The sequence below is a fragment of the Segetibacter aerophilus genome (assembly GCF_007991655.1).
GTDB lineage: Bacteria > Bacteroidota > Bacteroidia > Chitinophagales > Chitinophagaceae > Segetibacter > Segetibacter aerophilus.
In genome coordinates this window covers 157,530-181,822 of record NZ_BJYT01000005.1, presented here as the reverse complement: position 1 = coordinate 181,822, position 24,293 = coordinate 157,530, and the positions used below count along the sequence as shown (strand labels likewise).

11 protein-coding genes and 1 tRNA gene are annotated in these 24,293 nt (G+C 39.9%); 4 read left to right on the top strand and 8 right to left on the bottom strand.

Features of this window, described 5'->3' with window-relative positions:
- The 3 genes from SAE01_RS08235 to SAE01_RS08225 all read right to left on the bottom strand — a co-directional run bounded on the left by SAE01_RS08235 (position 1) and on the right by SAE01_RS08225 (position 6,195).
- A complete protein-coding gene (locus tag SAE01_RS08235; protein ID WP_147203271.1) occupies positions 1-2,958 on the bottom strand; it encodes a SusC/RagA family TonB-linked outer membrane protein in 2,958 nt (985 codons plus the stop codon).
- Between the two features lie 376 nt (positions 2,959-3,334).
- Complete coding sequence (locus tag SAE01_RS08230; protein ID WP_147203270.1) at positions 3,335-5,398, bottom strand: ComEA family DNA-binding protein; 2,064 nt, start codon at positions 5,396-5,398, stop codon at positions 3,335-3,337.
- On the bottom strand, positions 5,395-6,195 hold the full coding sequence (locus tag SAE01_RS08225; protein WP_147203269.1) for a hypothetical protein: 801 nt from the start codon (positions 6,193-6,195) through the stop codon (positions 5,395-5,397). The genes SAE01_RS08230 and SAE01_RS08225 overlap by 4 nt, the downstream gene beginning before the upstream one ends.
- Before the next feature lie 135 nt (positions 6,196-6,330).
- Here SAE01_RS08225 and SAE01_RS08220 point away from each other — a divergent pair, with 135 nt between their 5' ends.
- On the top strand, positions 6,331-7,209 hold the full coding sequence (locus SAE01_RS08220) for a bifunctional 5,10-methylenetetrahydrofolate dehydrogenase/5,10-methenyltetrahydrofolate cyclohydrolase (RefSeq protein ID WP_147203268.1): 879 nt from the start codon (positions 6,331-6,333) through the stop codon (positions 7,207-7,209).
- Positions 7,206-7,451, top strand: a complete 246-nt coding sequence (locus SAE01_RS08215; RefSeq protein ID WP_147203267.1) for a hypothetical protein — start codon at positions 7,206-7,208, stop codon at positions 7,449-7,451. Before SAE01_RS08220 ends, SAE01_RS08215 begins: the two co-directional genes overlap by 4 nt.
- A gap of 158 nt (positions 7,452-7,609) precedes the next feature.
- On the opposite strand, the gene SAE01_RS08210 is transcribed toward SAE01_RS08215, so the two are convergent.
- The 3 genes from SAE01_RS08210 to SAE01_RS08200 form a co-directional block, all read right to left on the bottom strand.
- Positions 7,610-12,439, bottom strand: coding sequence for a PKD domain-containing protein (locus SAE01_RS08210; RefSeq protein ID WP_170234113.1), 4,830 nt, complete (start codon positions 12,437-12,439; stop codon positions 7,610-7,612).
- Positions 12,440-12,654: 215 nt separating this feature from the next.
- A complete protein-coding gene (locus SAE01_RS08205) occupies positions 12,655-17,469 on the bottom strand; it encodes a PKD domain-containing protein (protein WP_147203265.1) in 4,815 nt (1,604 codons plus the stop codon).
- A gap of 453 nt (positions 17,470-17,922) precedes the next feature.
- Entirely contained in the window at positions 17,923-19,419 is a 1,497-nt protein-coding gene (locus SAE01_RS08200; RefSeq protein ID WP_147203264.1) for a carboxypeptidase M32, read from the bottom strand.
- 165 nt (positions 19,420-19,584) lie between these two features.
- On the opposite strand from SAE01_RS08200, the gene SAE01_RS08195 reads away from it, so the two are divergent.
- Positions 19,585-19,800, top strand: coding sequence for a hypothetical protein (locus SAE01_RS08195; protein ID WP_147203263.1), 216 nt, complete (start codon positions 19,585-19,587; stop codon positions 19,798-19,800).
- A gap of 46 nt (positions 19,801-19,846) precedes the next feature.
- A tRNA-Met gene (locus SAE01_RS08190) sits at positions 19,847-19,920 on the top strand.
- A gap of 63 nt (positions 19,921-19,983) precedes the next feature.
- On the opposite strand, the gene SAE01_RS08185 is transcribed toward SAE01_RS08190, so the two are convergent.
- Both SAE01_RS08185 and SAE01_RS08180 read right to left on the bottom strand, forming a co-directional pair.
- Entirely contained in the window at positions 19,984-22,137 is a 2,154-nt protein-coding gene (locus tag SAE01_RS08185; protein WP_147203262.1) for a tetratricopeptide repeat protein, read from the bottom strand.
- A gap of 759 nt (positions 22,138-22,896) precedes the next feature.
- A complete protein-coding gene (locus SAE01_RS08180) occupies positions 22,897-23,967 on the bottom strand; it encodes a delta-60 repeat domain-containing protein (RefSeq protein ID WP_147203261.1) in 1,071 nt (356 codons plus the stop codon).
- Positions 23,968-24,293 lie beyond the last annotated feature (326 nt).

Below are 24,293 nucleotides of genomic sequence, written 5' to 3'. Positions count from 1 at the left end.
TTAAAAGTTTACGTTGAAGTGGAAGAAAAACCTTTTTGATGAAGGAAATGATAGAAGATCAACTGTTGCACCTGTTGGCCTGTTACCAAAATTTGCAGCCTCAGGATCATAACCATAATATGGCGTCCACATAGCAATATTGTTTCCTGAAACACCAACTCTTATGCTTTCAAACTTGTTGGCAAAGCTTCCAAAAATTGTTTTAGGAACTGTATAATACAAGCTAATCTCCCTGATCTTGGTATAGCTGGCGTCTACGATAAATTGTCTTGTTGTAATCCCAGGTTTTCCTAGTTTTCGTGATTGCCCAAGTGGATTGTTGTCTTTATCAATAGTGCTCCAATCTGGCGAACTGCCACCTTCATCGGTAATTTCCTGGTTCAAAGTTGAATTAAAATTCTTGTGACTTCTGTGAATCAAAATTGAAAATTCAAAGTTTCTTAAGAATGTAATTGAGTTGCTCCACGATGCTTGCCATAGAGGCTGAGAGTCTTCGTACAAGGTAGGAACTCCGTTTACATTTGGTGTACCATACCATGCAGTTGGGGAAGCACCTTCACGAAGTCTTTGCGTACCAAAGGAACCAAAACCTGATGAGGCAACGACTTTCTCGGGAATGATCAAACGCGTCATTAAGCTCCTGTTTCTCCACCAGTTGATATTCGTGTTCCATGTTACATTTCTACTTCTTACTGGCGTACCTCCAAGGGATAACTCTATCCCTTTGTTTTGCAAATCTCCTACAGGAAATACCTGGATACTTGACACCCCCGTACCAGTTGACAGATTATAAGATTCTATTAGATTCTTTACCTTTTTATTGTAGACCGTAAATTCAATTCTTAGCCGGTTGCTAAACGCGCCTATGTCAACACCTGTTTCAAACTCGGTTGCTCTTTCGGGTTCGATACCGGCGTTACCCAGAATAGTTGGATAACCGGCGCCTGCCTGACCGCCAATTATCAGGTCAGTTAAGGTCGTGAATGTTGAATTGAAGGAAGCTGATCGTCCTGTTTCACCGTAGGCTGCACGAAGCTTTAACTGAGAAATAGCAGGTATTTTCCAAAAGCCAAAATTGGCAACGTTTACTGCTAAAGAGGCTTTAGGAAAGGTGAAGTATTTTTTAGGATCTCCGTTCAAAGTAGAGCGATCCTGGCGTACTCCGGCAGTTGCAATGACGATATCGTTCCAGTTTATCTCCTCCTGTACCACACGGCCAAGTTCTTTTTCACCCTGGAACGTTTCCGAAGCTTGCTGCACAGTACCTGTGCTCGGATTTCTTTGAGCTGGCTTTAGTCCCTGTCCCTGGAAATAATTTAAACGAACATCTCTTCTAAGCTGCGTTAACCCGGCAGATGTGGTAAAAGAAAAGTTGCCAACGTGAGCGTTATAAACCAAAAAGCCTTGAAGGTTTGTGTTAAGCGCCCTGTTGGTCGTATATCGCGAAGCACCCGGATTTGCGGAAGCAGCCTGGAACTGAACATCATCTGGGATGTATACCTCATCTTCAGCAGTTAAAAAGTCGACTCCACCGGTTGAGGTTAGGCGCAGATTATGAATATCATTCTTCACCAGTTGCACTCCAACAGTATAATTAGAGATCATCCTGTTGACCTTCTCATTATTAACAGTCCTATCTACTATCTCCAGTGGGTTTTGCCCTGTTAATGGTTGTTTTGGATAGACTCCGTTCACCGGCAATTGTGGTAACCAGTTTGGTAGATAGGCCAGATTGTATCCGATTGCTACACCGTTATTGTCGTTACCACTAAAGCTCCTGTCACTGTTCGAGTTGATGTAGTTAGCGCCAACAGCGATGTCTATAAACGAAGTAGGTTTCAGATCTACATTTAGACGAAATGAATTTTTAGAGTAACCTGTGTTCTTTTGAATGCCCTGTTCGTCCATTACGTTGCCACCTGCGTAAAAACGAATTTTATCAGTACCTCCTGATAAAGCCAAACGCGTGTTTCTTAAAGCACCTGTATTGCCGTACACAATCTTTTCATAGTCCCATGTTTCGTCCGTCGGGTTCAAAGTGCTTTTAAGGGTAGTAAGCCTTGCTGCGTTTGCAAGTTCGGTTCCAAACTGAAATTGTTTATCCCATTTTGTTTTGTGTAAACCAATCAGCTTCAAAGCTTTTGCAAACCCAACATCCTGACCAAAGTTCACAGTAAGTTTTCCAGCCCTGCCCTTCTTAGTTGTGATCAGAATAACCCCTGCATTAGCCCTTGTTCCGTAGATGGCTGCAGCACTGGGGCCTTTCAAAATTTCAATATTCTCTATGTCTTGTGGATTGATGTCTGCGATACGATTAGCCGAGTTGTCTTGAGACCCGGTTGGAGTTCGCGCAGCCCCGGTGAAAGCATTTGTGCCGGCACCTGTACCAAATTGGCTGTTATCCATATACACTCCGTCGATAATATACAACGGTTCGGCACTCTGTGTTAGTGAAGATGCACCGCGTAAGCGAACTAAAAAACCGCCGCCCGGTGCACCACTATTCGACGTAATCTGTACGCCCGCAACTTTACCTTGCATCGCTGCATCAAGCGTTTGCGAACGGGTAGAGCCTGTTAATTGTTTGGCCGAAATAGTAGCTACAGCGTTCGCTGCATTTCCCCTTCGGGTTGTTGTTGCGAGACCCGTAACAACCACTTCACTAAGTGTCGTGTTTTCTTCGTCTAAAGACACGTTCATACTTTCTGCAGCATTCACTGTTTTAGGCGCATATCCAACATGAGAAATTACGAGCCTGGCTCCGTTGCTAACCCTGATAGAAAAATTTCCGGTTGCATCAGTAACAGTTGAATTATTGCTGTTCGCAACACTTACCGTAGCGCCAGATAAAGGATTGTTTTGAGCCCCGGTAACTCTACCTGAAGCAACAAAACCGCTTTGAGCGAAAACGGTAAAAGGCATCAGAAGAATAAGTAGTAGTAAAGGTTTTAATTTCATAATTTTTTAGTTTAGTGTAAGAATTTTTGTTTCGTTTAATAGGAGAATGTCTGTTAGAAACATGTTTGTGAGGTTTGGATAAAAAATAAAGGTTATTGCTTTTTTGCGAAAATTATATTTAAACGTAGGTCTATAAAAACCTGTGATTCCAAATCTATTTTACTTAAAAACCAACAACAGAACTTTTTTGAGGGCGGATTTTACAAAGACTAAAATAGGTAATTCGATATTTCAAGTCAATAGTATATAAGCATGTTGAACTATGAATTTGAGACATGACATATCGGAAAACGCTTGTGCTGCTTATAGAACAAACAAGTCTGATAGAAATTTTTTCTTACAGTTTGTAACTATCAACGATTAGCATAAACTCTCACTAGAAATTATATAGTAGTTGCAGTTTTATCTCAGTTCTCTTATTTCCTTGAATTTTATCCAAACCACTGCTTATGGAGTTTTGATTTGAATAGATTGTCTGCGACCACCTGGCCCACACTGTCATTTTCTTGTTTACATCCCAGCTAGCATTCATATAGTAGCGGAGCCCTTTTCCCATAAACTGCGGAATGGAATAACTGTATAAAACATCGTTCTCAAAAGCATACAGACGGCTGTCAAAACCATCCGTTTCAAAATATTGCACACGGGCATTAATAGCAAAAGGCCTTGTTTTTGGTTTAAACCTTCCATCCACATACAGTAAAAAACCCTGCTCGCTTCTGCTCTTTTCATGCCGATCAAACCACATAATTTCTACTCTTTGATGATAAGTAAATTGACGACTCACGTTATAAGTTATTTGCGTTCGCCAGCTATCTTTTGGCCGCAAATAAACCTGGCGAGTGAATGAGTTAAGACCTGTGAGGTTGAAAGCCTTATTCTCATTTTTGAACCTTGTATATACTTCTATTTTCTTATTCGGTTTATATGAAACCTGCAATAAATATTCTGATCCTTTGCTGGGCGCATCGACTCTGTACTTCAACCATGGGAAGCTAAAAACATCGGCGTAAGCATCTATTTTTAAAAAAGTATAAGGTCGGATTGAAATGCCTGTAAATAGGCCTTTCTCGTTAGTAGGAAATGTACTTTCGGTGAAAGCATTTCCGTACAATGTCTGATAACTCTGATCTATATTTCTATACACTACTGAGGCATCAATTTTTTCATCAAGGCTTGCCAGCAATCCTCCTACAAAAGCTTTCGATTTATTTTGATCAATAGCTGCCTCGCCAAACAAGTGAAAGTTGCGGTAAGTATAACTATAATCAACACTGTAATTAGACCAGCTTTTTCCTGTGATCGCATACTGGTTATAGCTAGTAACATTTCTAATTAGTGGAGTTAAAAAATTAAAGGCAATAGCATTGATGCCTATGTGAAGAGCATCTTTTTTAAAGGAAATGTTTCCTCCAAATGAACGTTGAATAATTCTGTTTTTCTTTTCGACTTCAGCCGGAGTACGATGATAGCCGGAGTTTAATATAGAGGATATATAGTCATCGTTTGTCTGCGAAGTATCGTTATTTAAACTTCCATCTAACTTACGAGAAGATGCAAACGCGGTAAAGTCAAAAAGCTTTGTACCGACAGTAATACCGGCACCCCGCATAAAGTTATATTCCCCGGGAGAATTGTATGGACGCAAAATATCAGCTTGCCTTTTAACTGAAGTGATGTCGGCGCTTTTTTTGAAAGCCAGGCTTTGCCAATGTATTAATCCCTGACCAAGGTTAACCGTAAAGTCTCCTAACGCAAGTAGTTTAATCGGCCCCAGCTTTCTTGCAAATAAATGGAATGAATAAAAATCAAATCCTTGTTTTTGATTTCCTTTTAAGAACTGTTCACCCGCATCTTTATCGCCTGTAATTCCAAATTGAAATAGGTTTCGAAAGACATACTTATATCTGAACAACACCTTGCCAGAGCTTCCCGGGTACCTGTTCGCAATACTATCGGCTCTGATGAAGCCGTTGCTTTTCTCGAGAACCTGCTGCAATCTTAATAGTACCGAATGTCGCCCTGATGTTAATCGTTGCCTTAAATTATCTAACAACGATTGACTGGTCGATACGGTTACAAACGGCAGTAACTTCTGTATTGTTACAACGTCCCATCCCGGTATTGATTGTAACTCATAAATACTAATTAATTGTCCCAATACTCTTTTATAACTTATTAAGCTTTGTACCTGTAGTTCAGAAAGCAAATGAAGACGTTTCAAGTCATCTTCATCAGCGGTATTAAGATTCAATTTGTTTTTTCGGTACTGATCCATTGCCTGCAAGTACGCGTCATCTTCGGGCTCACCGTTCTGCCGTTCGGCCAGGTTTTCCAATTGCTGTATGGCATCATCTTCCAATTGCGAAGTATTTTCCTGTCGGGCAAAAGCGCCCGGCAAGATGAAAAATGCAACGACTATTAGCGTTACTTTTCTCACTCTTCGGCAAGTTTCTTAAAATTGAACAGAAGCGAAATACCCGGAGTAAATCCTATTTGTGGATGGTAGGCGGTACTGAGATCTACACGCCCAAAGCCGATGTTCACTCCTACACCCGCGTAGCCATTGTCATTGTTCGTACAAATTCCACCTCGTATAAAAACTTTCGCGTGAAGGTTGTACTGCATACCTGCAATTACACCTACCGGCTGGTCTTCATGTTTTATTATTTCGGTACTGATAAAAAGCCTTTCAGAAGCTTCATAGCCCAAGCCGCAAGTGTAAATCGACTCTAACTTTTCTGTCCCTATTTTACCCAGCTTACTGCCGGAGGGATTGTAGATATGAATGCCTGAATAAAGCTTTTCCGTTAGATGAAAAATTGCTCCTACATCGAAGTTCATTGCTGATACATTTCCATACCCTGCAATTCGTACTGTATGGTAGTTGAATTTAGCTCCTACCTCCACTACCTCTGTGATTTTACGGGCGTAAATAATTCCTAATTCAGTGGCGTTAAAAAAGGTTGAGCCGAAATAATCAACCTGCAATCCAAAAGTTCCTGAAGATGTTGGCACCGCTACTATTGCGGTATAGTTTGAAAGTTCCTGGAGCATAAATCTCTTTTCTCCATAAACTCCAAAAGCTCCTGTTTTCAAGCTTGCAAGAGCTGCCTGGTTTGACGTAGCTGAAAAAATGTCTGAAAAATTTTTACTGTAAGCGCCCAATGCAGCATAACGATTAAAAGAAGACGGTCTAACTACCTGCGCATTTAGTTGTACAGAAAATAAGAGCACTAATACTAAAATAACTTTTGCTGCTAAGAACATACAATAAGAAAAGTAATGAGAAAACACATTAAAGTATATTTTATTTTATTTGCAGAACTATCAAAGGCGGTTAATTCAATTCTACCTTAATACCTTTGATTTATGTTAATACTAGATGGAAAAGTTGCTTCTCAATCAGTAAAGGAAAATCTTACTGAAGCGACGAGGCAGTTGAAAGAACAAGGTAAACGGCCGCCACATCTTGCTGCCATTTTGATTGGAAACAACGGAGCAAGCGAAACTTATGTCGCGAGTAAAGTAAAATTTTGTGCTGAAATAGGATTTACCTCTACACTCATCAGGCTCGATGATACTACCGAAGAAAAGGAGTTACTTGCAAAAATTGAAGAGCTAAATACAGATGATCGGGTTGATGGCATACTGGTTCAGCTGCCTTTGCCAAAACACATTAGTGAGGCAAATATCATCAATAGTATAGACCCCGATAAAGATGTAGACGGCTTTCACCCTGTAAGTGTTGGCCGCCTCGTGCAAGGGCTGGATACGTTTATTCCGGCAACTCCTTATGGCATTATGTTGATGCTTGAACATTTTCAATTAACTACTAAAGGCAAGCACGCAGTGGTTATCGGGCGTAGTAACATTGTAGGTCGCCCCATGAGCATTTTACTTAGCAGCAATATTCCCTTTGGCAACTGCACTGTTACTATTTGCCATAGCCATACTCCTGATCTAAGACAAATGACGCTGCAGGCCGACATAATCATTGCAGCGCTCGGTAAACCAGAATTTGTAAAAGCTGATATGGTAAAACCAGGCGCCATCGTAATCGATGTCGGTATAACAAGAGTCGACGACGCGACCGCAACAAGAGGATATAGAATTAAAGGCGACGTTGATTTTAAAGCAGTGTCTTCAGTGGCTTCTGCTGTTTCGCCAGTGCCCGGTGGTGTTGGTCTGATGACTATTGCCGGATTAATGAAAAATACCTTGTCAGCATACGAAAGAAGAAATCAATGAAACAAAGAGAAATAACTGACAGCGAAAATACCAGGTGGACATGTGTGCAGGCTTTTAGTATGAGCAACAAAGAAGCATCAGAAAAAGCCGAAGCAATTACTGAAACAGAGCAAGGTAAAGTGACGGTAGTATGTACACCAACCGGGGGAGCTAAAACAGTGAGACTAGAGCTGGATGCAAACTGGGAAGAACAAATGACAGATGAGCATTTGTCGAAAGCAATTACATCGTCTGCCGGGTAAGTAGTTTTTGTAGCGGGCTTAATAACTCTGTTCAACTTCGTTGTGTCACACCCTTGTGCTCACAAATTTTATTCGACTGCCTTGTTTTGTATTTATCTCTTTAAAGGATAACTGCCCTAAAACATCCTAACCGTGAACAGATAAAAACCCGGTCTTATCTACCTGATTAATGTAACATCTCCTTTAAAACTAAAGACTTGCCCGGTTTCGCAGATCACTTCTATTTGATAGACAAATACATTCGGCTCTTGCGGCTTTCCGTTAAAAGTTCCATCCCATCCCGAAGACGGATCATTGATTGCAAAGTCTGTTTTCTGAAAGACCTGGCTTCCCCACCTATTAAAAATTTGCAAGCTTTTGACTCCCGCAATTCCTTTACCCCTTGGATAAAAGATGTCGTTGCTTCCATCGTTGTTAGGCGAGAAGGTATTCGGAACGAAAAGATTACCATTGTTGCAAAAGACATTAATAGTTATTCTATCCTCAGCCTTGCAACCACCTTCATTGGTAGCGATCGCCTTATAAACAATTGTATTGGTAGGAGTAGTTACTGTTTCAGCACAATTGCTACAACTTAAGCCTGTGGTTGGAAACCATTGCCAGTTTATAACATCCGCAGAACTTTTGGTTTTAATTGGTGCACTGTTTCCTATAGCTATGGTGATATTATCTTCAATAATATTGAAAACAGGTATAGGATACACCGTTATAGGAATGGTAGCAACATCGGTAAAACAATTGAGGTAATCATGGCCGGTAACTGTATAAGTCGTAGTGCTGCGGGGAGTTGCAACGGGTGTTGAACTGGTAGGATCATTTAAGTCTGCAGCTGGTGTCCAATTATAAGTATCGGCCCCCGTAACAAATAGTTTTACGGACTCTCCAATGCACAAAGTATCAGTAACTGTGGTAGTAATTTTAAAAGGCTGAACAACTTTGATCTGAACTGAATCCGTTTTTTGACACGACGTAGCAGCATCGGTGCCTGTCACAGAATAGTAGACGACGGGGTTTACAGGCGTCGCGACAGGAGTTGAACAAGTGGAGCAGCTTAAGGTAGTATTGCTCGTCCATAAATAATTATCGGCGCCGGAAGCATTTAAAGTAATTGTTGCTCCAAGGCAAATGGCCGAGTCTACACCTGCGCTAACATTAGGCAGAGCATTCACCTTTTGAGGGGTTATTTTGCTAGTCGTACAACCTGACGTATTAGTGACAGAGGTATTAATTGAAAAACTGCCGGCAGTGGTATATACCTGTGCTGGTGGCGACGGGTTAATAGAGCTGGCTCCATTACCAAAATTCCAATTCCACCTGACGGCAGATGTGTCTTTTACAGTAGCAGAGTATTGCGCTGGTTGATTAATGCAGACCGCAATTGGTCCGGTTACTTCAAGTTCAGGGCTTTTTACAATTTTGACAAAACTGCTTGTTGACGAGTCTGTACAACCTGCAGTAGTTGTTACTGTTAATCGCACAGGGTAAATACCGGGAGCAGTATAATTATGAAACGGACTTACCTCGTCAGATGTAGTACCGTCACCGAACGACCATTGATAATTACTTATCTGGTCAAACCGTACTACCGAAGAGTCAAAAAATCGCAATGTAGCACTATCACAAAACAAATTTTTAGGGGCCTTCATATAGCTGATAATTTCGGGCACAATAATACTATCAGAACCAAAAATCGAAACGGTACACTTAAGCTTAGTATCAATCAACAACAATTTTGGAAGGTATTTTCCTATTGACGTGTACTCGTGAGAAATTGCAGGTTCACTAGTGGTTACTGCTGTTCCATCTCCAAAATCCCATGTATAGGTGTTGTCATTGTTAGCCGCGGTACCCGTAAAGTTTATCAAAGCCGGCAAACATTTAATAATGGGATCATATGCGATAGTGCCGCTCGGGCCCTTCACAGTTACAGTTCTTACCAGCGAATCAGCGCAAGCTCCATGGCCGTAAGCTGTCAGCTTTATATTATAATCACGGGCAGCTAAAAAATAGTGCGATGGATTTGAAATATCTGAGAAATTTCCGTCATCAAAATCCCATTTAAGCGAGGTTGCATAGGTTGAATTATCAGAGAAATTTATTTGAGCGGGAGGACACGAAATATTAGAGTCGCTCATGGCGAATGCAGCCTTCGCGTTCTGAATAATAATGGCATTTAGTTTTTGCAGAGTGTCTGTGCACCCGTATCGATCCTTTATAGCTAAAGAGATATTATAAGTTCCTTCTGCTGCAAAGGGATGAGAGGGATTTGCAACAGTTTCAGGCTGGCCATCACCAAAATCCCAAGCATATGAAAGATCAAAACCATTTGATTGGTTGCTAAAATCAATGTTTGAATTACTACACGAAATTGAATCCTTCAACGAAAACAAAGCCTTGGGATCGGTAATGTTAACTCCACCAGGACTAAATAAAGTATCCTTACACCCCGAGTCGTCGGTCACAACCAGGAAAACTTCATAGTTCTTAACACCTGTATAAGTATGAACAAATGTGGGATAAACAGTTTTAGAAGTATCAAACTTCCCATCTCCATAATTCAGCATCCAGGAAGTAATAGGGTGATTGGCGGTGGCAATGCTACTATCTAAAAATGTAAGGCTTGAGTTGATACAGGTGCCTTCAGGATGCGTAAGTTTTGCTATCGGTCCATAAATAGTAATGCTCGCTGGCTTTTGCACCCGCTGCGTACAACCAAGCCGATCGGTGATAGTCAATGCCGGACTGTAAGTACCAGCAATAACATAATTGTGATCTATTGTAGGACTGGTAGTGGTAACAACATTTGAATTATCTCCAAAGTCCCAACTATAGGTGGCTACATTTTGAGAGTTGGTAATTTTTGCGGTAAATACAGTTGGATTATTCCTGCAGAGTAAACTACTACTAACAGTAAAGTCAGGATTTTCACCAATAACTTCTAATGTATCAGTAATATCATCAAAACAGTCCCCATTTGTTACATGCAAACGAACATAATAAATGCCGGAGGCCGCAAAAGTGTGCGTAGGATTTTCATCAGTAGAAACTGCGGAGCCATCTCCGAAATTCCATTCATATGTCTTTGCTACAACTGATTTATTTTGAAATCTTCGGGTTAAAGGAGAGTCGCAGTTAAAGAGAACACCGAAGTTGGCGATAGGCGGCTTAACATACACATAGTCCTTCATCGTGAGCGAATCGTAACAAGCCGTGTTGCCAATAATTAGTTTGACTGTAAAATGACCTGTATCAGCATAATGGTAAAGAGGATCATTTGCTTCAGAAGTCGAACCATCACCGAATTCCCATTTCGTGCTGGTAAAAGTACCAGTTGTTAAATTTTTAAACTGTACACTTTCAGAAGCGCATGCGCTTAGTGGTGCTGCGGAGAAACCAACTTTTGGCTTGTCACTTATAGAAACAGCATTCTTCAATTGGAAGCTGTCTGTGCAACCGGTGGCAGTTGATACTTTTAAATACATATCATAGCTACCGGCCTTAGAATAATTGTGTATTGGATTTGCTTCAGTGGATGTTTGTCCGCCGCCAAAATTCCACAAATAAGAACTAATGGGATTGGGTGTAGTAATGTCTGCTGAAAGAGCAGGTTGATAGGGAACACAACCGGCATAAGGCAAGCCCAAAAACCGATTAATCTTCACCTTTATAATCGAAACAACATTAGGTTTCACAATACTATCAGAACAACCATTAATAGCAGTGACTTTTAGTTTCGCAGAAAATATACCGTAACTATTGTAAGTATGTGTTGGGGAACTGGCGTTTGAATTAGTGCTATCTCCAAAATCCCAAAGGTAAGAAGCTGCCGAAGAGGCCTGCGAGGTAAACGAAGCAGTTACTGGTAAATTACAGCCTGGCGGAGGTGCGTTGTAAGAAAAGTTAGCAACAGGCTTAGGAATGATGGTAATACGTTTTGTAATAGAATCTTTGCAACCGCCAAAATTGTTAACCAGTTTCACAGTATAAGAGCCGGGAACATCAAAACTTTTTACAGGGCTAATTTCAGACGAAGTCGTTCGATCTCCAAAATCCCACAAACTCGACGCAACAGCTGGCGTGGAAGCATTTAAGAAACTTGTTGGGGCGCCCTGGCAGATAACATCAGGTACAGTGATGCGGGAAGTAACGGCCCCAATTACCGTAGGTTTTCTAATTGAATCTACACATCCGTTCTCGTTTGTAATAATAAGAGTGACGGGATAGTTTCCTGCAGTAGTATAATTGTGAGAAGGATTTTGATCAAAAGAAACGAAGCCGTCTCCGAAGTTCCATTTATAACTCTTTATTCCCGGGCCGGTAGATGTATTTATAAAATTAACCATCACCGGAGGATTACAACTGGTTGCAGATCCCGAGGTAAAATTAGCTTTAGGTATTTCGTTAACCTTGATGTAAGAAGTTTTGGTATTCACCTCCACGCAACCAAGACTATTAGTGACTTTTAGGGTGATCGTAAAATTTCCGGTTACATCAAAAGTATGAGATGGCGAGCGAAGCAAAGAAGTCTTACCGTCGCCAAAGTCCCACTCCCACTTAGTGATGTTTCCAGAACCGGCAGTACTTAAGTCGGTAAACTGAACCGTGAGTGGGATACAGCCGCCTGTCCTACTTGCAGCAAAATTTACCGCAGGACTCTTGTTAACGGTAACAAAATTGCTTTTTACCACAGAGTCTTTCCTTCCCGTAGCATCCCTAACTACCAGTTTCACCGTGTAGTTGCCGTCCGCAAAATATATAACACCGGGATTTAACTGAGTACTTGTATTTCCATTACCAAAACTCCAGAGATAAGTCAGACCTGTTCCCTTACTAAGGTTTGTAAATTTTGGAACAACAAAGGGAGCGCACCCCTGTCGGATATCAAGCGTAAAATCAGCAACTAATTGCCCTTTTGCTACTGAGCAAAAAAGGATGAATAGGAAAAAAAGAAATTTTTTCCAGTAGATATGTAGTGATAGTAGAGACAAACGTTTGCTAAAATATAAAGCCGGACCTTTCGAAAGACCCGGCTCAATATAGTCACGTATTAGATTAAAAAGGTTGCAGCTACATAAAAAAAATTTAATATCAGTTCGCTGCAACGTTCTTACAAGAAGCCGCTAGTGCATAGGCTTTTCAAATTTTATATTTTTTATAACTGTTTGGCTAGAACTCAGTTTGCATGTTTTTAACCATGATTCCTCTAACGGATCAATGATACATTTCCTTTAAAAGGGAATATGGTATTGTTGGCACAAACAACGTCAATCAGGTAAACGTATACGTCTGGCTGAAGGGGTGCACCATTCAGATTACCATCCCATCCATCAAGCGGATTGTTAGCCCCACCACCATTTTTCTGGTAAACAAGCTGTCCCCAACGGTTGAATACTTTGAACGATAAGACATTAAAAAGTCCAGAACCCCTAATATAAAACACGTCATTGATACCATCCCCATTTGGTGAAAACGTATTAGGAATGAACACGTTGGTATTATTACAGATAAGATTTATACTTACCTTATCTGTTGCAGTACAATTGCCTTCGTTAGTGGCGGTAATACTATAAGTGATATTTTCTTTAGGAGCAGCCAGCGGCTCGGTACAAGAGGCACAACTTAGCCATTGAGAAGGAAACCATTTCCAACTAATAATGTCTGGTGAGTTCTTCGTATTGAGTTTAATACTTCCGCCTACCTGCACCGTTATGTTATCTCCATTTGTAATATCGACAGAAGGGAGCGGATAAACCTTTATCCTGATATTCTGTGTATCTCTAAAACAGCCATTGTTGTCTTTTCCAATTACCTGGTAAGTAATGGTCGTATCCGGCTTTGCCCTTGGAGAGGCAATGGCGGGGTTGTTAAGCCACAGAGCAGGGGACCATTGGTAGTTGTCAGCGCCAGACGCAGTTAGTGTAGCCACCTCACCTTTACATAAAGTATCTGCTTTGCCAACAATCATTTTAAATGTCTGCTGCACTTTAAGGGTTACTGAATCCTCGTTAGTACATCCAAACAGGGTTTTGCCGGTGACATAGTAAGTAGTTAAAGAGTCAGGTTTTGCTATCGGTGTTGCACAGTTTGCACAGCTTAAAGTAGGATTTGATCGCCACGTATAACTGTTTGCTCCGGTCGCCGTCAGTTTATAAGTATCAAAGCGGCAAATACCGGCATCTGGTCCTGCATCAACCATCGGTTTAGGGTGAATTACAGCTGTTCTTGTTACCTCGTTTGAGCAACCATCGCTATTAGTCGCCTTTAAAGTCACCTGGTAAGAACCGCTACGAACGTAGTTTTGGCTATCAGGTTTTTGTAAACTCGAAGCACTGCCATTACCAAAACTCCATGCCCATGTGATCGCGGAAGTATCTGCCCGCGCAAAATCTCCTGTCAACTTTATTTTGGCTGGTTCGCACGCAGAAGTATCTCCTAATATCTTAACCAGGGGTGAATGAACCACCTTGACATAATCTTTAGAAACAGCCGTGTCGGTACATCCGAAAGCGGTAGTAGTTATAAGCTTGATAGAATAAAACCCGGTATCGGAAAAATTGTGTGTTGGATTTCTTAGTGTTGAAGTGATCCCATCACCGAAGTTCCACAAGAAGCCTTTCAACCCATCGTTCGAAGTAGTAGAGTCTCTGAAAGCAACAATTCCGCTGTCGCAAACCATTCTGCTGTCGCTTAAAATATTCGTATTTACAGAATATATCCTAATTGTATCCAAACCTTGTAAAGCTACTTTACATCCAAGTCCATCTTCTAAAATCACCTTAGGAACATAGTTGCCCGGATTAATGTAAGTATGCGAAACACCATCTTTGACCGAAAAGATAGTATTACCATCATTGAAATCCCACACATAACTAACCGTATTCTGAGCAGTAATCTTGTAATCAACTTTACCCGGCATACATGCTTGTTTCGGCGAGTAGTCAAAGGCTCCCGTAGGGCCTTGTATGACCACCTTCTTTGTTAGTTCATCCACACAACCACCGTTATTCTTTACAGTGAGTCTTAAAGTATAATTACCGGGGTAAGTATAAATATGGGAAGGATTTGTCAATTGAGAATTACCGCCATCCCCAAAATCCCAATTAAGATCTATATAATTTTTTGACTGGTTTGTTACGTTAACCACGAGCGGAGGACATGTTGAAAAGGAGTCACTCAACAAGAAGTCAGCCTTGGCAGTATAAATGTTTATTGTAGTTGAATCTGAGGCAGAACAACCGTTTTTGTCTATCATCACCATCACCACATTGTAGGTACCAGGACTGCTGAAAGAGTGAACAGGAGAAACATTAGCCGAAGTTGTGCCGTCACCAAAGTTCCACTCGTAGGTAGCGCCCACCCCTTCTGATTGATTGGTAAAAGTGATAGGCAAAGAAGGACATAAAGCCGAATCTGATGTAATAAACTTAGCTACAGGTTTTGTAATACTAACAAAGCTTGCCTTGGTAATGCTATCTGTACAACCATAACTATCCTTAATTACAAGCTTAACATTGTAGCTTCCGAACGCTGCATAATTATGAGAAAAAGGCCCATTGGAATATTTCTCGGGATCTCCTTCACCATAATTCCATAAATACTCTGTGATTGGGTGAATGCCATCAGTTTTAGACGAGTCAGTGAAGTTGACCGTATTGCCAAGACACGTATTAGGTGATATACTTTCGAAGGATGCTTTCGGACCGTAAAACTTTAAAGGCACGGTTGCATATAAAGTATCTGAACAATGAAGTAAGTCTGTAATAATTACTGCAGAGTTGCGTGTACCGGGTGTATTAAAGCTAACAGTAACCGGGTTATTAGTGGTGGTGATTACATTTTCAGTAATGCCGTTAAAGTACCAGTTGTAACTGGAGATATTTGCAGGGTTTACGTTTTTCACATCAAAAACGACGCGAGTATTAACACAATTAATGCTATCGCTTACCGCTAACTTTCCTTGCTCGTTCAATACAACCACATTCTTTTTAACCGTATGCTGACAGTCGCCATTAGTAACAGTTAAAATTGCAGTATACCCACCTTGAGCTGAATAAGTATGTGAAGGATTTTGTTCTGTTGAAGTAGATCCGTCTCCGAAATTCCAGGCCCAGGTCATAGCACCGAGAGATTGGTCAACAAAGTTCCGGGTGAAGCGATCGTTACAACTATAAGCAGTATCAAACTTAGCAATCGGAGGTTTTATGTGAACAAACTTTTTCATTTCCAATGTATCACTACAACCAAAGTTTGTGGCTACCAACTTTACATTGAAGTAACCTGTGTCGTTGTAATTATGAATAGGATTTTGTGCTCCTGAAGTTGCCCCATCTCCAAAAAACCACTTCCATTCTTCTACAGTACCCTTTGGCGTCATGTCGGTAAAAGAAACAGGCAAAACAGCACACACATCCCTGGGATCTGCAGTAAATTTTGTTTGAGGCTTGTTACCTGCTTTTACTGCCTCTTTATAAACGAGCGTATCCGAACAACCACCACCAGCGGAAACGATCAATGTCACATCAAAAACTCCGGCTGTAGTATAAGTGTGGGTAGGTGTGGCGCTTGTAGAGGTCGACCCATCACCAAAATTCCATAAGTATGATGAAGCTGACACATTTTCTTTCATACTGGCAACCGGCGAAACTATCACAGGCATACAACCTTTAACACCAAGATTATTTATTGAAGCAATTTTTAGCGGAATAAACTTAACAAGGTTATCCTTAACAAGAGTGGTAGTACATCCATTTGTATTTGTAACCGTCAGGCTTACTGAGTATGTGCCGGGTGTGGTGTAATCGTGTGTAGGATTTTTAAGAGTTGATGTAGCTCCATCTCCAAAAGACCATTTGTACGAAATTGCACCAGTCGAGGCATCCTGGAAAGAAACAACGAGAGGACCTGTACATCCCGAAGTATTAGATGCAGTAAATGCTGCTATTGGCCTTGGAAGAACAGTAATAGTTTTTACAGCAGAGTCCTGGCAAATACCAAAAGTGGTAATCAATTTTATTTTATACACTCCCGCGTTCGCATAAATTCTGCCTGGGTTAGTTTGAATGGAAGATCCGCCATCGCCAAAATCCCACTTTACACTGGTAAAAGTTGCAGGGGTTGAAGTATTTGTTAGTTCGAGATTGTTGCCCGCACAAATACTATCAAGGCTTGAAAAACTTGCATGTACAATGCCTACATTAATAGCATTTGGTTTAATAACAGTATCTGTACATCCATAGCTGCTGGTTGCAACCAATTTTACGGTGTAAATGCCATTATTATAACTATTAGCCGGATTGGCAGCTGTCGAATTCTTACCGTCGCCAAAGTCCCAGAAGTAGCTTAGCGTGCCGGTTCCTTTAGATTCATTTATAAAGTTTACAGGTGCCGGACTGCTACAACCGGGAACGGTCGTATAGCTAAAGGCAGCATTTACACCATCACGTATTGTTATCAACGAAGGTTTAGTAATCACTGCAGAACAACCATTGCTATTGGTAACCCTTAAAATAACAGTAAAATTACCGGGGCTGGTGTACGTATGCGAAGGGTTTTGTTCCGTAGATAAAGTACCGTCACCAAAATCCCATTGCCATTTTTGTACAGTACCAGATCCTGCAATGCTACTGTCTTTAAATGCAACTTTCAAGGGAAAACAGCCAGTCGAGTCCGATTGATTGAAGTAAGCCACGGGCAGCGCGTTAACTACGATGTATTGGCTTTTTATTACGGAGTCTTTGCCCGCTAAATTCGTAACTACGAGTTTAACATTATAACTACCAGGTGTAAAATAAGTTGCGATTGGATGTTGAAGAAAAGAAATGGTTCCGTTGCCTAAATCCCACTTCCACGAAGTCGGGTTACCTTTTGAAGTATCGGTGAAACTAACCACCATTGGAGGGCACCCTGTAAGCGGCGTAGCAAGAAAACCAGCCCGTAATTGCGCAGATCCTGCTGTTGTTATAAAGATTAGTACAGTTAGTTGCAGCAAGTGCAACCATGTACCTTTAATGGTTTTCATAGAAAATTCTAATAATTTTTAACTGGATATAGGACTTTGCTCAACTCAATCTTATATAAACTTTTTTATCGCTCTTTTATTTTGTTCCCCCGATTATTTTTTCATTAGCCGACTTGCAAGAGTTATTATGAGAGGTTTTAAATAGCGGATGTCAGCTGAGTAGTATTTACAAAGCCCCAAAAGGAACTGTAGAAGAAGTTTTGAGGTACAAACAAGAGATCTATTGGCAGCAGTTGTTGCGACGCATTTCGTTCATCTCCTGTATTTCAATTATGCTTTTATCAATTTTTGCCCTGTTTTCTGTTTAAAGTAAAACCTCCTGCTTTTGAATAAGATTTAGCAATAAAAAAAGCTGCGTTAAAAGGCAGCTTTAAAAATTTGTATTAGATCTGAGGTACAATCGGAAAATTTCCTCTGTCAGGACTGAAACATTTTATCCCCTAAAACTCCCGCCTACTTTAAATCATTTAGCTTCTCTTTTAGATAAGACACAAAAACTTTGCTGTCAAGTTCGTGACCGGTAACTGCCGCGCAAAGCTCATTGCTGTTGTAAAATCTTCCGTGTTTGTGTACGTTGTTTCGTAACCACAGTAATAGCGATTTTGTTTTTCCTTGCTGTGAAATTTCGGTCTCTAAACCGGGAATAGTTTTGTTTGCATGTTGCCACAATTGCGCAGCATAAAAGCTGCCGAGGCTATAGGTGGCAAAATAGCCGAAGCTTCCATGGCTCCAGTGTACATCCTGCAGACAGCCGCTTTTATCATCCGGAACATCAACCCCCAGCAAGGCTTTGTACTGATCGTTCCAATACAACGGTATTTCTTTTACCTGTAATGATCCTTCGATCAATCTTTTTTCAAGTTCATAACGCACCATTACATGAAAATGATAGGTCAGCTCATCTGCCTCAGCTCTAACGAGCGACGGTTGTACTTTGTTAATAGCCTTCAGGAACTGATCCTTTGAAACATCTTTAAACTGTTCGGGAAAAAACTGCTTGAGCTGAGGGAGGTAATAGCTCCAGAAAGCATTTCCTCGTCCCACACAATTTTCCCAGAGACGCGATTGCGATTCGTGAATACCTAATGAAGCGTACTCGCCCAGCGGCAATCCATATTGCTCTGGCGGCAACCCTTGTTCGTACAAAGCATGACCGACTTCGTGAATAGTGCTCCAGGTCATATTTGCAAAGTCATGCTCATCTATACGAGTAGTAATTCTTACATCCTGGCTACTAAAGTTTGTTGTAAAGGGATGCTCCGATATATCTTGCCGACCTCTTTCAAAATCAAAGCCCAGTTGCTTCGCGAGGTACATACCCCACTCCCATTGCTGCTGTTTCAGAAAATGCTGGCGAAGAAAACTATCATCAACAGGTCGATCATTTTGTATCTCTGAAAGAAGTTGACGCAGCGGTAATTTAATGTCTTCAAAAATTGTATCGATTTTTTGTACGGTCGCTCCTTTTTCATATTCATCCATCAACGCATTATACGGGTGACCTTCATATCCATACAGTTCCGCCTCCTGCCGCTTTAAATCAACCAAAGGAGCTAGTTTAGGCTCGAAGATTTTATAGCTATTTTGCTTCCTTGCTTCAATCCATGCAAAGAAGCTTGCAGATACCGTCTCACTCATCTTCCTCACAAACTCGGGAGTTAATTTTTTCAACCTGCTATAGTCTTCCCATGTCAACGCTACATTTCTTTTTTGTTCCTGAGGCAAGTCCTTTGACAGCAAGTCTTTTAGCAGACCTTCATTCTTGTCGTTAATAAACATTTCATGACTTATCTCACTTAGGGTGGCTAACTGCCTCCCCCGGAACTCTGCACCTTTTTCTGGTAAATATGTTTCCTGGTCCCATTGTAACACTGCTGCGGCATACTTTACGTCCGCGACCTTTTGCATAACACTTTTGTATTCGAGATATAACTTTTCGGTAGAAGACATATTTTTTAAAAAGCTCAAGTTAAATCGAAAACGAAAGGATATGGCGGAATTCAAGAATTAGCACAGGTAAGCTTTAAAGGACTTAAGAATAAAAAGTGGAAACTCCATTAAAAAGAATTTGAACCTTTTGTTTAAAAGGTTGTTCTTAAACGCTAAACAGTAATTATGAAGCCGTGTTTAATTGAAGTATGGAAAGATGGAGATGAACCTCTTTTTCTAAATATGAATAATGTAATTTCTATTAAAAAAGACCTGATCAGTCGCAACGCTTCGACAGTTCTTACCTTTTCTAATAATGAAACTTTTAGAGTAGTTCAGACAGTAGAAGAAGTATTTGCATTAATAGAATCTGCCTGCCAAAATTCTCTTTGTTTAGCTTGAAGTTGATTTTCCGATAAAAAAAGCGCCTATATTTGCAGCCCTAAATGCCGAGGTAGCTCAGCTGGTTAGAGCATCGGATTCATAACCCGAAGGTCGGCAGTTCAAGTCTGCTCCTCGGTACTAAAGCTCAAGTATTGTTTTTCAATGCCTTGGGCTTTTTACTTTGTAGGCTCTATAATAGCTTCATTTTTTTGGCAGTTCGATTATAAATTCAGCATATTCTCCTGCACTTGTTTGCACCTTTAATTCGCCATTATGCTCGTTTGTAATAATATCATAGCTTAAAGATAAGCCAAGACCCGTTCCTTGGCCCGTAGGCTTGGTCGTAAAAAAAGGTTGATATATCTTATCTAATATATTGTCGGGTATACCCATTCCATTATCTTTTATGCGTATTTGTACACTCTTTAATTCCCCATTTTTTACAGAACCTTTAGTCGTTATCCAAAGCTTAGGGACATATTCGTCGCTATATTGTTTTGCTTTTTCATGTAAGGAATAAAAAGCATTGTTATATATATTTATAAGGACTCTCCCGATGTCTTGTGGAACAATTAATAGCTCTTCTATATTATCATCAAAGTTTGTTTCTATAGAAACGTTGAACGTGTTGTCTTTGGCTCGTAAGCTATGCACGCTTAACCTTAGGTATTCATTAGCCAAATCATTTATATTCGTAAGCTCTTTTTTATTTGAAGTAACGCGCGAGTGTTGCAGCATCCCCTTTACAATAGAATCGGCACGTTTACCATGATCATTGATTTTCCGTTCGTTTTCTTTCAGATAATTTGAAATAGAAAGCGCCTCTTGAGCATTTCCTGCGCTAAGTTGGGCTTGTAACTCTTCAAGAAGTTCGGTGTTTATTTCAGAAAAATTATTGACAAAATTTAAGGGGTTCTCAATTTCATGAGCGATACCTGCCGTCATTTGTCCTAAGGAAGCTAATTTTTCTCGCTGCACCAGTTGAGCTTGTGTAGCTTTAAGTTCGGCTAACGTAAATTGTATTTCTTCCTTCTGCTTCGTGAGCAGAACGTTTGCTTTCTGCTTTTGTTTGTTGTTCCGCCATTGAATAAAGGCTATTAAGACAGAAACAATGACGAGAAACCCCAACAGCACAAATGAAAAAAACCGTCTGCTTTTTTTTTGCTGCTCTTCTAACTCTTCTTTGTACAACCCGTATTGAACTTTAGCTTGTAATGCTTTTCTTATATTTTCTTCGTTGATCAAATTATCTCGATACAGTATATACTTTTTATAGTTGTCTAGTGCTTCATTCGTTTTTTTCTCTGCGCTGTCTAAGCTGAATAAATTATAGTATGCGTCTTTAGTAGTTTCTTTATCGTTTAGTGATTTTGATAATAACAATGCCTTCTCAAGAAACTGCCTTGCTTGAACGAAACGGCTTAGCTTTAGGTTAACCTCGCCTAGCTGTATGTAGGATTGTGCGACATCCAATTTGTTCCCGGCTTTTTCTGAGCCTACTGAGGCAGCAAAATAATTTTCCATTCCCTTAGAAAACATCTTAATAGCCGTTGCAGTATCTTTTTTTGCAAATGCCCTTTCGCCCTGTTTTTTATAAACATCGCCAATGCAGGAATAGGAAAAAGGAACACCCCAACTAGGCGCACCAGGTTCTTCAAATATGTTCTTTGCTGCTAAATGCAATTTCAACGCTTCAAGGTATTTGCCTTGATCTGCATAAATCTTCCCAATACTATTTGAAGATTGTGCAATTCCAAATCGTTCGCCCGTTTCTTCAAATATTTCTAGAGCTTTTTTAAAATACTTTAGTGCTTCTTCTTCATTTTTTAGATATAAGTAAACTGATCCCATCCCATGTAAAGCGACTCCAATACCAGGTTTGTAATCTATTTGTTCATAAAGCTTTAACGCTTCATATTGATTTTTTAGATGTTCTCCGTAATTTCCTTGATTGAAGTAGAGCCCGGCTATATTTAAATACATATCGGCAATACTTTTTTTATCACCTGTCTTAGTAAGTATAGTCAGTGAAGTAAAATAGTTCTTAAAGGCCTCTGAGTAATTTAACTGCACCTTGTAATACCAACCCAGGCTAAAATATGCGTCCGCTATGCCTTTTTTGAAGCCTGCTTTTGTTGCCCTTGTTAATGCTTCTTTTGCATATTTCAAAGCATTTTCATAATTGCCTTTGGTTGACAATACAACGCTAATAACATTCAAAGTATTTATAATAGTTGTGTCTTGTTTACTAGTGTGAAGTATGCGTCGTAGAGAATCGATATTTTGATTATATGCTGTAATAGTACAGATGGCCAAAATGCAAGAGAAAATGCTTCTCTGAAGTAAGCTTTTCATTTTAAAAAATTCAATTAATACACTGAATAGTAACTTCACTATAGACTAACACACTTCCCGCTTCCGAAATAACTTTTATTTGACCTCCAGTTATTTGATAATTTCATAACCTTAGACAACCCTAAGAACCTTCCTTGTCCAATTAGCCAAGTTGGCAATAGAGGCTAGAATCTCTATAACTTAATTTCTAAAAAGTCTAACGCTCTTATCACTTATTGAAAAATTTACTCTGTCTTTGGAGAGTACGCCCAATAATTTTTACCAGTAATTACTTCCTCCTCTTTAAACCTAGCTCCAAAAAAATATTCTGTTTAATATAAATTTGCAAGTTCATTTTAACTCAAAACTCTCAACCTGCTTCTCCTCACGCTTATAGCATTAAGTAGTAAAAAGCATTTATTAAATGTTACTATACTAAAGCTTTATAATTTCTTATAAATATGTAAAATGCTTTTTATTAGTGCAAGGATTTGCTTAACAAATCAGGATTTAATTTAAATAGAGTTTTTAATAAGCTCCTTTTTAATCATTGTACTGTTGTTATATAGTTTTAATAACAGTTTCCAAATTTTCAGTCCCATACCAATTCATAACCTGAAAGTCGGCAGTTCAAGTCTGCTCCTCGGTACTAAAGCTCAAGTGTTGTTTTTCAATGCCTTGGGCTTTTTGCTTTATGTGCGTTAGATGATCGATTACGATATGTCTAGCTTGTGTGTTGTAATAGAGGGAGGAGAAAACTAAAGTAGTATAGTTAGTCGATCATTTATATCGCACCATAACAAGTTGCCTAATTCCCTTTTTAGAGTCGTAGAGATTTCCGGTTATTATAATCTTCCCCTGTTCCATGGAAATAGAATTAGTCTGGGCATAATAATTAGTTCCAAAATGGGTTCTTTGTATACCGTCGTTACCAAAAGTTTTATCTAAAGCTCCATTAGAGTTATAACAGAAAACAATAAAATCATCGGTTCCATAAGCTGCTACTAAAATTTTGTCCTTTTGTACAATGAGGGAAGCGGAACTGCTAATACCTGTTGTTTGCAAACCGTCGCCACTAAAAGATTTATCTAAAGAGCCATCGCTATTATACCTTGCTATAGCTGTTGTTAGGTAACCGCTGCTTGATGATACAGCATCTCCAGCCACTACAATTTTATCGCCCTGTAGTGCAATGGAATTAGCATAGTCACCAAAACCGAAAAAATCTGTTTTCTGAATTCCATCGTTGCTGAATGTTTTATCTAAAGAACCATCAATATTGTACCTGGCGACAATGAAATCGCTCTCCTGAATAGGTTTATCTATATATGAATATCCTGCTACTAATATTTTATTCCCCTGGGTTGCTACCGCATTGCATATAGCAATGGCATTAAAATTAGTTGTCTGTAATCCATCGCTGCTAAAAGTATCATCTAGAGAACCGTTAGAGTTATACCTCGCTATGGCAAAGCTGGTATTACCTACCCTTGATGCACAACCGGCTACAACAATCTTATCTCCCTGAAGTGCTACTGAGTAAGCTACATCGTTAGCGGTGCCGAAATCTGTGATTTGCTGTCCGTCGTCACTGAAAGTTTTATCTAAAGATCCGTCGACATTATATCTAGTAACGCTAAAGTCGTCTCCAAGTTTTCCCCGCACACTTCCGACCACTACAGTTTTCCCGTCAGGTTGAGTTACTTTATTGTTTGCGTCTATTTTGTCCGACATACGGTAGTCACGAAATAGCAGCCCGTTGTCGCCAAAAGAAGAATCGAGGGTTCCTACTTGTGCCGAACACAAGCAGGAAGAAATTAATAAAAATATTATTAGGTAAAATTTATCCATAGGGTAATTAACTTATATCCGGCGTTGCTATTTCAATTTAAATTATCAATAAAGATAAAATAGAACTTAGTGATTTCCAATTTTGGGAATGGATCGCTAACAAAGTATAGCTCTACTAATTAAAGAAGAATTATGGCATTAATAAGTTGCAGCACGAAACTCTGCAAATGAATTTAATAAAAAGCGTATGGAGGAATCGAAAGAAGTAAAATTGGTATGAGTCACTGCATTTTGAGAAGATCGCAGTCATCTGTCTCAAAGAAGGATAACTGCAACCAATGTTATTAATACGAGAAGTAATGTAAAAATATCGTGCACGTCTACCT